The sequence below is a fragment of the Kribbella polygonati genome (genome assembly GCF_050320105.1).
Taxonomy (GTDB): Bacteria; Actinomycetota; Actinomycetes; order Propionibacteriales; family Kribbellaceae; genus Kribbella.
This window is the reverse complement of record NZ_CP190129.1, coordinates 3490659-3505211: the sequence shown is the minus strand read 5'-3', so window position 1 is coordinate 3505211 and position 14553 is coordinate 3490659. Positions and strand designations below refer to the sequence as shown.

The 14553-nt window shown below is 68.5% G+C and carries 11 protein-coding genes; 10 read left to right on the top strand and 1 reads right to left on the bottom strand.

Annotation, left to right across the window (positions count from 1 at the left end; translation table 11 throughout):
- Nucleotides 1–15 precede the first annotated feature (15 nt).
- The gene (locus ACQHIV_RS16655; protein WP_427895291.1) at nucleotides 16–891 is read right to left on the bottom strand and encodes an aldo/keto reductase; all 876 of its coding nucleotides are present in this window, start codon (nucleotides 889–891) and stop codon (nucleotides 16–18) included.
- 457 nt (nucleotides 892–1348) lie between these two features.
- Between ACQHIV_RS16655 and ACQHIV_RS16650 the strand changes: the two genes are divergently transcribed.
- The 10 genes from ACQHIV_RS16650 (at nucleotide 1349) to ACQHIV_RS16605 (ending at nucleotide 14533) form a co-directional block, all read left to right on the top strand.
- Nucleotides 1349–2608 carry a conjugal transfer protein gene (locus ACQHIV_RS16650; protein WP_427895289.1) on the top strand — a complete coding sequence of 420 codons (1260 nt, stop codon included), beginning with the start codon at nucleotides 1349–1351 and terminating at the stop codon, nucleotides 2606–2608.
- Nucleotides 2609–2657: 49 nt separating this feature from the next.
- On the top strand, nucleotides 2658–2948 hold the full coding sequence (locus tag ACQHIV_RS16645; RefSeq protein WP_344189722.1) for a hypothetical protein: 291 nt from the start codon (nucleotides 2658–2660) through the stop codon (nucleotides 2946–2948).
- On the top strand, nucleotides 2948–3520 hold the full coding sequence (locus ACQHIV_RS16640; protein WP_427895287.1) for a hypothetical protein: 573 nt from the start codon (nucleotides 2948–2950) through the stop codon (nucleotides 3518–3520). The genes ACQHIV_RS16645 and ACQHIV_RS16640 overlap by 1 nt, the downstream gene beginning before the upstream one ends.
- Nucleotides 3507–6590 carry an ATP-binding protein gene (locus tag ACQHIV_RS16635; protein WP_427895285.1) on the top strand — a complete coding sequence of 1028 codons (3084 nt, stop codon included), beginning with the start codon at nucleotides 3507–3509 and terminating at the stop codon, nucleotides 6588–6590. The genes ACQHIV_RS16640 and ACQHIV_RS16635 overlap by 14 nt, the downstream gene beginning before the upstream one ends.
- Nucleotides 6587–8593 carry a hypothetical protein gene (locus tag ACQHIV_RS16630; protein WP_427895283.1) on the top strand — a complete coding sequence of 669 codons (2007 nt, stop codon included), beginning with the start codon at nucleotides 6587–6589 and terminating at the stop codon, nucleotides 8591–8593. Before ACQHIV_RS16635 ends, ACQHIV_RS16630 begins: the two co-directional genes overlap by 4 nt.
- 6 nt (nucleotides 8594–8599) lie before the next feature.
- Nucleotides 8600–9532 carry a hypothetical protein gene (locus tag ACQHIV_RS16625; RefSeq protein ID WP_427895281.1) on the top strand — a complete coding sequence of 311 codons (933 nt, stop codon included), beginning with the start codon at nucleotides 8600–8602 and terminating at the stop codon, nucleotides 9530–9532.
- A 15-nt stretch (nucleotides 9533–9547) separates the two neighbouring features.
- The gene (locus tag ACQHIV_RS16620; RefSeq protein ID WP_427895279.1) at nucleotides 9548–10699 is read left to right on the top strand and encodes a hypothetical protein; all 1152 of its coding nucleotides are present in this window, start codon (nucleotides 9548–9550) and stop codon (nucleotides 10697–10699) included.
- A gap of 34 nt (nucleotides 10700–10733) precedes the next feature.
- On the top strand, nucleotides 10734–11798 hold the full coding sequence (locus ACQHIV_RS16615; RefSeq protein ID WP_427895277.1) for a M48 family metalloprotease: 1065 nt from the start codon (nucleotides 10734–10736) through the stop codon (nucleotides 11796–11798).
- Nucleotides 11799–12218: 420 nt separating this feature from the next.
- A complete protein-coding gene (locus ACQHIV_RS16610) occupies nucleotides 12219–13562 on the top strand; it encodes a M4 family metallopeptidase (protein WP_427895275.1) in 1344 nt (447 codons plus the stop codon).
- 41 nt (nucleotides 13563–13603) lie between these two features.
- Nucleotides 13604–14533: an oxidoreductase gene (locus ACQHIV_RS16605; RefSeq protein WP_427895273.1), complete on the top strand. Its 930-nt coding sequence runs from the start codon at nucleotides 13604–13606 to the stop codon at nucleotides 14531–14533.
- Nucleotides 14534–14553: the final 20 nt, after the last annotated feature.

Genomic DNA, 14553 nt, shown 5'->3' with positions numbered 1-14553 from the left:
ACCTGGGCCACGTTGTCAGATCGGCATGTCCACGAAGGGTGACGCGTAGTCCTGCACCTCGCCGAGGATCGAGGCGGCGGCCTCCGGGGTCAGCCCGGAACGCTCGCGCTCCGCGACGATCATCTGCTGGAGCAGGCGGGTCTCGCCGGCCGTCGCGAGACCGGTGATCTCCGGGTGCCCGTTCAGCAGCCAGGCGGTCGCGGCGGTGATGTAGCGCTGCTCGTCGAACGGCCGGTACCAGGTGTCGTACGACTTCTGCTCGCCGTCGGCCCAGTTCCGCCGGGCGATCATCTTGATCGTCATCAGCGCCGCGTCGGACGCCTTGACGGCCTCGACCAGGGCCGCGTAGTCGTCGGCGTACCTCGGATCCGTCGACAGTTTGTAGTTGAGCGGCGTGAGCACGCTGTCGAAGTCGAACCGGCGCAGCCCCTCGGTGTGCACCGACGGCGCCTGCGCGGTGTGGCCGGTGATGCCGATCGCGCGCACCATGCCCTCGTCTTTGGCCCGGACCGCCGCCTCCAGCGAGCCGCCCTTGCCGGTGACGAGGTCGAGGTTCTCCAGATCGCAGACCGCGTGCATCTGGATCAGGTCGACGTGGTCGGTCCGCAGCCGCTCGAGCGACCTGTTGATCTCGCTCCAGGCCTCCTCGAAGGTCCGCCGCCCGGTCTTGGTGGCGAGGAAGATCCGGTCCCGGATCTCCGGCATCCGGGGGCCGAGGCGCAGCTCGGCCTCGCCGTAGTCCGCGGCCACGTCGAAGTGGTTGATACCGGCGTCGAGTGCTTCCTGGATCGAGGCGTCGGCACGGTCCTGGTCGACGCCGCCGAGAGAGGCCGCACCGTAGATCAGTACCGAGCTCTGGTGGCCGAGTCTGCCCAGCCGGCGAGTTTCCATCCTGGTCCTCCAGGGGGTAGCAGGGAACACTGCCGACCTTATGCCCGGGAAGCCTGTCGGCAAGCGGTTGTCCACAGCCGACTTTGACCCCCTCGCCACGGGAGAGTTTTCCACAGCTGGGTGGCCTGATCGGTTACTATCTGTGATCATATGGTGCGTTCTTCTACCATGGTGTTCGCACGGATTTTCGAACCTGTCCGCGGCGTGTGGCATGGTGTGCGCTGCCCGGGCGACCCGATCGGGCATGAGAGAGGAGCTATGACGACGGTACCGAAGGTGTCACGCTTGGCCGGAATGAGCCAGGGTGAGGGTGACACTGCCCGCGTGCGGGGTAACAGTATGGCTGCGGGGAGCGATGGACCATCCGGATCCTGGTCTCGGGTCTCCCGGAGGTCGGTTGCTTGCCGTATCCTCCCGGCTACTGTCCGCGTAACTGCTGTCTGAGGGGCGGGTAGGGATGAGTTGGTGGCGAACGTTGCTGAATCTGCCGCCAAAAGGTGAGCACTGGTCGGACCAGCGCCGGACGAAGAAACCCGGCAAGGGCCGTCCGCAGAGTACCGCGCCGGAGTGGTGGGCCCACCCCGGCGGGCCGGTGTCCCCTACCCCTCGCCAGGCGCAGGGGGTGGCCGCGCAGTACTCCGCTCCGCAGAACCAGACCCCGCCGCCGAACGGTGGCGTGATGGCACCTCCCCGGCGCCCTGGTGGCCGGACGCCGGACGGCGCCCCGCAGGAGCCGGGACCGCGTCCGCCCGAACGTCTGAAACAGCGATCTCCGCACGGCGCGCACGCCGCACCCGGCGCCCCGGCCCGCGACGTCCTGACGCCGGGACAGACCCCCTGGTCGACCGAGCCCGAGTCGTCGTTCTCCACCTGGGCGCGGCGGTTCTTCCGCGGCCTCGTGGTCGTCGTACTGCTGCTGGCCGCGATCAGCGGGATCCGCTCCTGGATCGCCCCGAACCGGACGCCCCAGACGGTGGTCAGCGGTCAGAGCAGCTTCCCGGCCGACGAGGCCCGCGCGGTCGCGACCCGGTACTCGGTGGCCTACCTGACGTGGGACGAGAACAACCCCGACGCCCGCCCGGCCCAGGTCGGCCTCGACCTCGCGTCCGGGCTGGACGCCCGGGCCGGCTGGAACGGCCGCGGCAAGCAGACCGCCGACGTCGCGTACCCGGGCCAGGTCTCCGCCGACCAGAACGGCATCACCGCGGTCGTCGACGTCCGCGTCCGGGTGCACACGTTCAACCGGCAGGGCGGCAACGCGTTCAGCGCCGGTCCGGTCGTCTGGTACCGGCTGTCGGTGCCGGTCGCGCTGACGTCGGCGCGCGTGGTGGTCAGCGGGCCGCCGACGTTCGTACCGGACGAGCGCGCGCCGCTGCCGTCGAACATGCCCGGCGCCGGCGCACCCGACGACGACCTGACCGCCGCGACCGAGAAGGACGCCGAGGCCTTCTTCGCGGCGTACGCCGAGTCGGACAACAAGGTGTCCGCGGTGACCGCACCCGGCTCGACCATCCGCAGCCTGAACGGTGCGGTGAAGTTCGGTGAACTCAAGGACTGGCAGGTGTACGCCGGCAACGACGACGAGCGGCAGGCGACCGCCGCCGTCACCTGGAACGGCGTGGGCGATACCACGCTGGACCAGACGTACACGCTCACGCTGAGGCGTACTGTCGCCACGGACGGAGCACAGCGATGGCAAGTGGCTGCCGTCGGATGAATCCAGCGACAGGCCATCGGACGACCGAGGCAACAAGGGAGACACCGCAATGACGACGCACGAACTGGCTGCGAGCGTGGTACAGCTCGCCGTGCCCATGGCCGGCAACCCCAATGTCCCGACCGGCGCCGACTTCAAGGACTGGGTCCTGGTCATCGCGGGGAACATCTTCATCGCCATCCTGGTGCTGCGTGCGATCGGCCACTACTTCAAGCGCGAGTGGGGCGAGCTGTTCGGTCACATCGCGGCCGGGATCCTGGTCGGTGGGCTGATCTACGCCAACAACCAGACCATCAACGTGCTCAAGGGCTTCTGGGGATTGCTTTCCGGAGGCAATTGATGCGCGTCGGCCGTACCCTCACCCACCACTTCGAGATCGAGACCCGGCAGTACGACCTGCTCGGGATCGACCTCGGCGAAGGCGCGCGCCGCCGGATGATCATCTTCGGCGCCGTGGTCATCGTGGTCTGGGTGGCGCTGCTGTTCCCGTTCATCGGCGTACCGCAGAAGCCCACCGTCAGTCTGTACGTCGTCCCGCCGTTCGTGATCACCGCGTTCGGCTGGCGGCCGGGGAAGTTCCACGAACGTCGCCGCCGGGTCACCGAGTGGGCGCTGGCCGTCCGGTACGCCTTGCGTGCGCACCGGCCGATCATCGGCCTCGGCGCCCGGGCGGCCGACAAGTCGGAGTACCTGCCGTGGCGGGAGCGGATGGCGACCCGTAAGGTCGCCGACCTGGCGAAGGCCAGGATCACGCCCGAGTGGGAGCGCGAGGTCGTGGTGGAGGTCGATCCGATGGTCCGCGCGGGGGCGGACATCACGGTCAACCAGCGGGCCCGCCTGCTGGGGTCCGAGCACGTACAACGGGTGAGTCGCAGGACGTCGTCAGGAAGAGGCCTGGATGAAGATCGCTGACAAGCTCCTGAACCTGGTGGGGGTCGGTCGCGAGCGGGGGCTGCCGCCGCCACGCCTGGTCGCCATCGCCGACGGCCTGCTGGTCACCGAACGCAGCGCCGAGGCGTGGTTCCTGATCTCGGTGGCGAACACCGACCTGGCCACCGAGGCCGAGCAGGACGCCGCCCTGGACGCGGCGATCAGCGCCGCCGCGACCATCCTCGGCGACCGGCTCAGCCACCTGAAGGTGGTCTGGGGCCGCTCCACCGGCCAGGACTACATCGACTCGGTGAGCGGCCACTACCGGCTCGGCGACCACGAGGCGTGGGCGCAGACCCGGGCCGACCGGATCGACGAGATGCGGATGCCGGAGCGGTACGTCGCGCTCGGCGTCCACCTGTCCGACCGGGACCCGCGGGCGACCGCCCAGGTCCGGGGCTCGATCAGCGACGCCCTCGGGACGACGTCGTGGCGGGTGAGCGCGCGCGAGCTCGCGCACCTGGACGAGCGGGTGCGCAAGCTCGCTCGTCAGCTCGGCTCGACCGTCTGGCGCGCGCACACCGCGCCCGCCGAGGTGATCTCCTGGCTGATCAGCCGGGAGATGCACCGCGGTGCGGTCGCGGCGCCCCGGCGCGGCCTGATCACCGGCGCCTCGCTGGCCCGGCTGACGTCCGGCCGGGTGGTGCCGTACACCGACCACCTGCGGATCTACGACACCCGCGGCCAGATCGCGGCGTACACGACCGTCCTGGCGATGACCGACTTCCCGGAGGAGCTCGAGACGCCGGGTCCGGGGGAGTGGCTGCGGACGCTGTCCGAGATCAAGGCGATCGACGACGACGGCGACGAGATCGACGTGACGGTCGAGGCATCGGTCCGGTTCCGGGTGCTGACCAAGAAGACCGCGCGGAACCTGGTCGACGAGACCCGCAAGAGCGCGAAGGAACAGCGCCGTTCGGCCGCCAAGGGTACGGCGGAGGAGACCGCGGACGAGATCGTCGAGACCGAGCGGGTGATGCGCGAGGTCAAGCGCGACATCAACCGCAGCGGCCTCACCCTGGTCGAGGACCACCCGCGGCTGCTGGTCAGCGCGGACACCCGCGAGGACCTCGAGGCGTACGTCGACGCCGTCATCGCGCACTACGCGGACCGCGGCATCACGGTCGCCGTCGGCGCCGACGAGCAGCGCGACCTGTGGCTCGAGTCGCTCCCCGGCGACCAGTTGCGGGTGCCGGACCTCGGGCACGTCCGCGAGTCGACCGCATTCTTCGGGTCCTGGTTCTGGGGCGGCGCGTCGATCGGCGACGCGACGGGGCCTGCGATCGGGTACCTGACCGGCTCCACGCCGGGCCTGGTCCGCTTCGACGCGGCGGCCGGTTCGGCGCTCGGTGACGCGACCACGACGCTGTTCCTCGGCCGCTCGGGTCGAGGCAAGACGACGGCCGCGATGCTCGGCGGCCTCGACTCGGCGTTCGCCGGCGCCTGGGTGCCGCTGCTCGACCTGAAGGGCGACGCCGCGGGCGTGTCCGCGGTCGCCGCGGAGTACGGCGTACCGACGGCCGTCATCGAGATCACCGCCCAGTTCTCCGGCGCCGCGGACCTGCTCCGCGTGCTGCCGGTCGACGACGCGCTGCTGCAGGCGCCGTCCCAGCTGATGCTGCTGCTCCCGCCGCACCTGCGGGGCGCCGCCGAGGCCCCGGTCGTGGCCGCGACCCGCGCCGAGATCCAGTCGCCGGACCCGTCGTCCTGGGGCGTCATCCAACGGCTGTGCAACGCCGACGAAGAAACCGTCCGTACCGTCGGGTTCGCGTTGCGCGACCTGGTCGAGACCGGCCTTGGCTCGGTCGTCGCCGGCCCGCCGTCCGGCCTCTCGTCCCTCACCACGAACCCCGGCCTCTGGGTCGTCCAGATGCCCGGCCTCACCCTCCCGTCACCGGAGTCGGCGCCGGAGTCCTGGTCCCCGATCGAACGCGTCGGCATGGCCTGCCTCCGCGGCTGCCTCGCCTGGATGATCCGCACCACCGGCCGCCGCGAGTTCCGCGGCCGCTCGAAGGTCGTCATCGTCCCCGAGGTCCACCTGCTGACCAAGACCCCCGACGGCGCGTCCTTCCTCGACTACATCGCCCGCGTCGGCCGCGCCCTCGGCGCATCCCTCGTCCTGGACACCCAGGACCCGGCGTCGATCCTGAAGCTCCCGGGCCTGGTCGAGCAGATCACCACCCTGTTCGCCTTCAGCCTCCGCTCCCGCGAACAGGTCGACTCGCTGCTGGAGCTCCTGGGCCGCCCGCAGACAGCGCCGTACCAGACCCTGGTCCGCGGCATCAACACCTCAGCCAACGGCAGATCCATCCGCCACGGCCACTGCATCATGCGCGACCGCTGGGACGAAGTAGCCACCGTCCAGATCGACATCCCCAGCCAGCAGGTAGCCACCCTGCTCCGCACCACCCCCGAATCCGAACACGACACGGACCACACCGCACCCGCCGCCCCGATCGAGGAACCGGACCCGTTCGCAGACGACGAGCCCTTCCCCGACGAGCAGCCTGCGGAACCGGCAGCCACCACCCAGCCCGAGCCTCGCGAGGCCCCGGCCGCGTCCACACCGCCCACGCACCCCGAGCCACCGTCGCACCCACTCCCGACACCGGGCCAGCCAATCCCAGCACCGGGCCAGCCAATCCCGGCACCGGGCCAGCCATTCCCGGCACCAACGCAGCCACTCGCGGCATCCGCGCAGCCAACCCCCGCACCGGCGCAGCACCCCGCTCCCGCGCCCGAGCCGACGCCCGCACATGCCAACGGTGCAGTACAGGACCGCCCCGCCCCACCGGCCCCCCAGGAAGCGCCCACACCACCGACATCCGCGGTGGCACAACAGAACGGCCACCCACCAGCCCCCACAGCCGACGACTACCCCCACCCCTTGCGCTACGAGTCACCGATCGGCCCCGACGAGGTCTACGACCAGGAGGCCGACGAGGCCGCCTACAACGAGGCCATGTACCCCGCGTACGACACCTCCCAGCCCACCCCACCCCCCTCCGACCAACCCACAAAATCCCCCACCGGCAAGGAACACGTCGCATGAGGTGGCAACGCCGCCTCCGCACCGCGGCCACCGTCCTAGCCCTCTCCCTCATAATCACCTCCCAACTAGCCCTCGCCGCCGACCCCAAACCCGGCCCCACCAACCCCACCGGTTTCGCCGACCTCCTCCCCACCCCCGACCTAACCCACGGCGACACCCGAACCCTCTTCGAGCAGTACAGCCCGATGGATTATGGACTGGACTTCGATACGGGTCTCAGCGACACCTTCAACATGATCTTCAACGGGTATGCCTACATCGTCATGATGTACATCTTGGCGATTACCCGTGCAGCGATTTCCGTTGGTTGGTGGCTCTTCTCGTTCACCGACGTCAAGCCGCTCACAGACGCGACTTCGACCACCATTGGAGCGACCGGGACGCAGTTGGTGGGATGGTTGTTGCCTTCCGCTCTGGCCTTCGGCGCCGTTGCGGCATATATGCAGCGCCGAGCGACGGGAAGCGCGCTGGGACAGTTGGTTTGGGTTCTGGTCGCTGGTGTACTCAGCATCAGTTTCGCGGTGGCGCCGGCGACCTGGTTGCGTGGTGTCGATGGTGCGCGGCAGATGGGCGCGAGCGCGGTGATGACTGCCTCGTCCGACGCCCTCGGTCCGACGATCCAGAGTCCGATTCCGTGGCCGGAGCCGGGCTTCACAGGCACGCCGCGAGATACCTTGCTCCGAAAATCGGCCGATGCCAGTTGGCGCGGGTTCGCTGTCACGCCATGGTGCATCGCGGAGTTCGGCTCGATCTCCGCGTGTGAGCGGTACGGCAAGGGGATGCTCGATGTCGGCGTCAGTGCCGACGCGCGGAAGGACTACGTCAACAAGGTGATCGTTCCCGCCGAGGGCGGCAACGATGCCCCGACGGTGAAGTGGATCAAGGGCGACAACCCGTTCGGTCGTACTGCCGTTGTCATGCTCGCGGCAATCGCGGCGACCCTCTTCGGCTTCCTGAACATCGGTCTCGCCTTCACTGCACTGATGGCGTTTATCGGAGCATTGCTGCTTCTGGTTGTCGGTGTGTTTTTCGCCTGCCTCTGGATCATTCCTGGTCGGCCTCGCCAATGGGGATTGAACTGGTTCGAGGCGCTGGTTGGTCTTGTCCTGCAATCATTCCTGGCCATGCTTGTGTTCGGGACGGCCCTGACATTGGTGACTGCGGTCTTCACCTTGAGCGGACCACTGGGATGGCTCCCGGTGACCGGACTGGCAATCGTCGTTCTGATCGTCGGCTTCCGGCTTCGCCGCCTCCTCGACAGTCTGACGACAATGATGCGGCCGGGGACGGGAAGCATCATGCTGGGCGGCCTGGCGAGGCGTGGAGCAATGGGCGCGGTCAAGCGAGTCATGAATGCTCTCGGCGCCAGAACTCCCGCGCCTGCTCCTTCTGAGCGGGCTCGAGACCGCACCCGCGCGTCGGAATCGACCTCCCAGCGGGTCTCTTCGGTCCGGGTGTATCGCCAGGCTCCGATCGTCGGCTCGCTGTCGCGCGGTACCGCCGGCAGTTCGCCGTATGAGCTGTCACCAGGACCTGAGAGGCGTCGCTCGGATGGAGGAGTCGCCAACCCGGCTCCCGGCGGAGGCCAATCCGGCGGATCGGTGGCTGGAGGTGTCGCAGGTGGGCGACTCGCCGCTGCAGCTGCTCCATCCCGCAGTACCTCCGCAGTGAATCTGGCTCGGGCGCGATCGCAGTCGAAGGACGCTGGGGCGCGTCGGACGATTTCTGTTACGAGTGCGGGAGCGGCGGCGCCTGCGGTGGCTGGTTCGCGGGGGGCGGGTGAGGCGTCGAAGGCTCGGCATTCTCGGCGGCCGATTCCGGTGCCGTCCAACGACGTTCGGTACGAGCCTCGGGCGCACACGCATTCGGCGAGTTTGCGGGAAGGGCCGCCGAAGGGGCAGCGGGCGCGGCGGAAGCCGGTGGCTTCGCCGGCGCGGCGGTACCGCGACTACTCGACCGTCACCAAGGACGGCGTGACGGTACACGTCCCGACGCGCAGGTGATGCCGGATGGCCCGGAAATCTCGTTCGCCGTACGACCGCCGCGAAGGTGGCGGCCAGTCGCGCCATCGCGCACCTGAACCGCAGGACTCGGACGACGAGCGTCGCGAGAGTCGCGAGGGTCGCAGCCGCCCGGACGTACCGGACGGATGGCGCTCGTTGATGAGCAACGACTACGACTACCCCGACGAAATGGACGACCTGAGTGGTCGCGAACGCCGTCGTGCCAAGAAGAACTGGCGCCGCGACGACCACGTGCAACGCATGGCGTGGCTGCGCAACCAACGCCAGGCCGAGCCGACCAGCCCGGTGGCGATCGTGGTACTGATCGTCATCGTCGCGATCATCATCCTCGGTGTCGGTGGTGGACTGCCGCGCCTATTCGGCGGCAAGAGCAAGGACGACGGCGCGCCGATCAGCCTGCTCACACCCGGCCAGTCGGTGGTGCTCCCGACCGCGCCGGCGACCCAGCAGAACCAGACGGGCGATCCGGCAACCTCCGCGCTCACCACACCGCCACCGCTGAGCCAGCGGCCGTCGTCCGAGGACACCGCCCTGGCGACCGACGTGACCGGTACCTGGGCCAGAGCCTTCTACACGCGCGACCCCAGCGCCGAGACGTACGCGGCACTGGTCGAGAAATGCTCGAAGTACATGACGGAGGAGGTCGCGTCGAGCTTCACCGCGGCGGGCGATCCGACGTACGACGCACTCAAGGCCGACGGTGGGAAGTCCACGGTGCTGGCGGCCCCGGTGACGACTCCGCCGGCCAACGCCGAGGCACCGGTCGACACCCCCAGCCGGATCACACGCTTCGTCAAGGTCACCATCGACGTCACCGGTAAGCACGCTCAGCGGTTCGACGTCCCCCTGCTCGTGACGCTGACCAACCAGAACAACCAATGGGTGATTAGCGACGTGTCTGGTGGTACCGGACCATGACGGCAGGGGACTGGGATGTTCGACGAGGGTGATCTCGGTCGCGGGTTCCTCTCGGTCGCGCGTCGAGGGTGGTTCGCCAAGGGCGCGGCGGCGCTCGCGGTGATCGGCGTGGCGAGCCTGCTGATGCTCGCGCCGTTCGGTGGCGGTACGACGACCCAGGCCGCCTGCCCACCCGGCGTACCCGGCCAAGGCACCGACCCGAACGCCGGCGGTCCGCTCCGCGTGATTCAAATCGGCTGGGCGAAGCTCATCGACAGCGTCGCGGTCGAGCGCGGGCTGCCGGGCAAGGCGACCTTGATCGCGCTGATGACGGCGTTGGTGGAGTCGGATCTGCAGAACCTGACCTACGGCGATAGGGATTCGGTTGGGCTGTTCCAGCAACGGCCGTCGGCAGGATGGGGGAGTGCTCAGGAGCTTGTCAACAACCCGAAGACCGCGGTCCAGGCGTTCTTCGGTGGGCGGGGACCGGGACATCCGCCAGGTCTGGTGGACATCAACGGGTGGCCGTCGATGGCGCTGGGGGACGTGGCTCAGCAAGTACAGAAGTCCGCGTTCCCCGACAGGTACGCCACCCGCGAGCAGGAGGCGCGGGCGATCGCTGCGTCGGCCGGTATCGACCTGACCCGGTCGGGGAACCCGTACGCCGGCCGAGCAGGCGCACCTGCCGGTGGCTCGGTCGTCGACGGCGTACAGGACAACAACAGTTGCGACCAGTCCGGCGGCGACCTGAACAGCGGCAAGCCGGTCAACGGCGTCTGGCCGGAACAGAAGGCGACCGTCACCGACCCAACGGGTACCGGTGGCCTGGTGACTCCGCGTACGGCGGCCTGGGTCGCGGAGGCACGCAAGAACCTCGGCACCCTGAGCATGAGCTGCTGGGACGCCCACGTGTGGAACCCCACCAGCGACCACCCCCGCGGCAAGGCCTGCGACGTCATGGTCGGCGCGGACGCCCGAAAGTCCGCTCCCGCCCGCGCCCGCGGCGACCAGATAGCCAACTGGGCCATCAAGACCGCCGGCCAGACCGGCGTCCACTACGTCATCTGGTACGGCAAGATCTGGTCCGCCCGCCGCGGCACCTGGATCCCCTACAACGGCGGCGGCGTCTACAACCCCACCGACGCCACCGGCGGCCACTTCGACCACGTCCACGTGTCACTGTGGTAACCAACCCCCGCCCAACCCACAGGAGGCACCACCGATGACCGGCCCTGGCGATCCCTACGACCAGACCGGCGCCCAGGGACCCGAACAAGGTTGGCCACCGCAGGCCGGTCCTCACAGCCACGGCTATCTGCCGCCCCATGCGCCGCAGCCGTTGCCCGGGCCTGCCGATGCACAGTCGGACCGACGGAGCCGTGCCCTTCCTGAGGCATCTGCATGGACGGCCTTGCTGTCGGCCGTGCCGTGGTTCTTCTGGAGCTTGGTTCTGGTTGTTTGGGTTGCGGGGGCGATCGGCTTCGACTGGGGCTGGATCGTTCTTGTGGTTTGGATTCTCTCAGTGGGGCTGATCTTTGTCCCGGCCACGGAGGAACTGCTGGCGAAGCACCTGTTCCGGCTTCGTAGGCCAACGCTCGTCGAGGAACAGCGGCTCGGACCCGTGTGGCATCAGTTGCTTCAGCGGGCTGGTGCCTCTCAGAGCCGCTTCTCGCTGTGGATTCAGGAGTCCGAGGAGGTAAATGCAACGCCTACTCCTGGCCACACAGTCGCTGTGACCCGCTGGGCGTTGTACACCCTGCCTCCGCAGCACCTGGAGGCAGCGTTGGCTCACGAACTGAGCCATCACCTGGGCGGCCGAGCCTGGCTGAGCCTGGTCGACTTCTGGTACTCGATCCCGGCGCGCGGCGGGTTGATCGTCGTTCGGGCAATTGCGCGGCTGATGAGGCGGGTACCTGCACTCGGATGCATCATCGGCGGATTCGTCGTCCTGTCCTACGCCGGCATCGTTCTGGCGGCGATCACGTTCGGTCATGGTTACGTGTGGCCGTTCCTCTTCTTGACGCCGTTCATCGCCCCGCCGCTGCTTGCCTGGCTGAATCGATGGCGCGTCAAAGAGGCTGACAAAAAAGCCGCAATGCTCGGATACGGCACCACCCTCGTGCAGGTTCTATATGGCTGGCAGATGCAGCATCAACAGGACCTCGGCCGCGACACGAGCAGACGAGCGCAGGTCATGTCGAGCACGCCGTCCCTGGTCGAGCGAGTTCGCACGATCGAACAGGCCGGCGGCATCCCACCCGCAGCTTGGGGTAGCGCTCAACAATAGGCCAACTCGCCGTCAAGCATCTTCGAGCAGCAGACCGCGGCGCACGGAGTTGGGTCCGTTGAATGCGCCGCGGTCTGGTCGGCCTCGACGGTGTTAGCGCACCTCCGCCGACCTTCGGAAGGGTAGCGCGAACGCGGGCTGAGTGCTGGGTTCGGCGCTCGGTGTGCTGGGTGATTCGCGGGCGGGGGTTTTCCCTTGTCGGGGATGGATCTGGTCACGATCTGCTTCACAGTGGGTACTGGGCGGAACTAGGGTTCGACGGATCGTAGTGGATGGGTTACGGAAGATGAGCGTGGGAGGGAAGCTGTGGTCGGACGCCGTAAGGGGTTGGCGGTTGTTGTTGCTGGGGTGGCCAGTTTGTCGCTTGGGTTGTCGGTTGGTAGTGCTGCGGGGGCGGCGCCGGTGGTGGAGCCTGGGGGGTTGACGTTGGTCAAGACCAAGACGTCGCTGCTCGGCAAGCATTACTGGTATCAGCAGACGTTCAAGGGGTTGCCGGTTGTTGGGGGGTACTACGCGAAGCATGTTGGTAAGGGTGGGGCGGTTGAGGTTGCGGATGGGCGGGAGGTGGTGCCGGCGGGGCTTGATGTGAGTACGACGGTTGCGCCGGCGGCTGCTACGGAGACGGCGAATGCGGCGGTGACGGCGCGGGCCAACCGGGCGCGGAGCGCGCGGCCGGGGAAGGGGGTGTTGGTGCAGCCGACCGCGACCAGCGGGGCTGCGCGGTTGGCGGTGATCGGTGGGCCGGACGCGCGGGTTGTGTGGAACGTGACCAGCCGGTCGGGGGAGGGTGTGACGCGGTCGCTGGTCGATGCGAAGACGGGGGACGTCGTCGAGTCGAAGGTGATCAGTGACAACATCGACGGGCGGGGGTCGGTGTTCGATCCGAACCCGGTGGTGAGTGAGCAGAACGAGAAGCTCACGGATATGAACGACAAGAACCAGGACGCGCTGTTTCTTGCGCAGAAGAACGTGATTCTGCGGAATCTGGACGGGTCCGGGAAGCTCAACGGGACGTACGTCAACATCAAGGAAGCCAAGGGTGGTCTTGCGCAGAGCAAGAACAACACGTTCGTGTACCAGCGCGCGAACGACAAGTTCGAGCAGGTGATGGTGTATTACCACATCAACCAGACGCAGGAGTACATCCAGAAGCTCGGGTTCACCGACGTCAACAACGAGTCGCAGGACTTCAGCGTGGACACGTACGCGGGCGACAACTCGTTCTACGACCCGTCGACGGACATGATCACGACCGGTGAGGGCGGTGTCGACGACGCCGAGGACGCCGAGGTGATCTGGCACGAGTACGGGCACGCGATCCAGGACGACGTCGTACCGGGCTTCGGGGAGTCGGAGCAGGCCGGGGCGATCGGCGAGGGGTTCGGCGACTACTGGGCCGTGACGAACTCGGTGCCGGTGAGCAAGGGCTTCAACCTGCCGTGCGTGATGGACTGGGACGCGACGTCGTACACGACCGACGAGCCGCACTGCCTGCGTCGTACGGACGGGACCAAGACGACCGACGACATCGACGGTGAGGTCCACGACGACGGCGAGATCTGGTCGCGGGCGCTGTGGGACATCCAGCAGTCGCTCGGCCGGACGAAGGCGGACAAGCTGATCCTCGAGGCGACGTTCTTCTACGACCCGGACACGTCATTCGCGGGCGCGGCGCAGGACACCGTGCAGGCCGCGCGGCTGCTGTACGGCAAGGCCGCCGCGCAGACGGTGACCGACGCGTTCAAGGCGCGCAAGATCCTCTGAGGTCCGGCCAGGTCGTGCGCCCGCACCGTTACTGTGGGCGCATGACCTGGAGTACGGCGGACATTCCCGACCTCACGGGACGGCGGGCGCTGGTGACCGGCGCGACCAGCGGGATCGGGTACGAGACCGCGCTGGAACTGCTGCGGCACGGCGCCGACGTGATCGTTGCCGCGCGCAACCCGGAGAAGGCGGCGCGGGCGGCGGAGCGGCTGACGCAGCAGGGTGGCCGGGCGCCGACGGTGCTCGAGTTGGACCTGGCCGATCTGGCGAGTGTGCAGCGCGCCGCGGACGAGGTGCTGGCGAAGTACGACCGGCTGGAGCTGTTGGTCAACAACGCCGGCGTGATGGCGCCGCCGTACCGGCAGACCGTCGACGGGTTCGAGCTGCAGCTGGGGACCAATCATCTCGGGCACTTCGCGCTGACCGGCCGGCTGATGCCGGTGCTGCTCAAGGGCAGCCGGGTGGTCACGGTCAGCTCGTTCATGCACAAGGGCGCGCGCGGCATCAGCGAGAGCGACCTGCGCCGGCCGGCGGACAGCTACCGGAAGTGGGAGGCGTACTGCCGGTCGAAGCTCGCGAACCTGTTGTTCACGCTCGAGCTCGACCGTCGCGCCCGGGCGGCCGGTGCGGAGCTGCTGAGCGTCGGCGCGCATCCCGGGTACGCCTCGACGCACCTGCAGGCCGCCGGGCCGGAGCTCGCCGGCCACGCGGTGCAGGCGCAGCTGTGGGGCGTCGCCACTCGGATGGTTGCGCAATCTGCCGCGGCGGGGGCGTGGCCGAGTCTGTACGCCGCGACGTACGCCGATCTGCGTCCGGGATCGTTCGTCGGGCCGGCCTTCTTCGAGTACCGCGGTACGCCGAAGGTGGTGCTGCCGACGCGTACGGCGCAGGACCCGGAGCTGGCGCGGCGCCTGTGGGCGTGGTCCGTCGACGCGACCGGGGTGGATCCCGCACTCACCGTGCCGAGGTAGTGACAGAGCGGCAGCTTTCT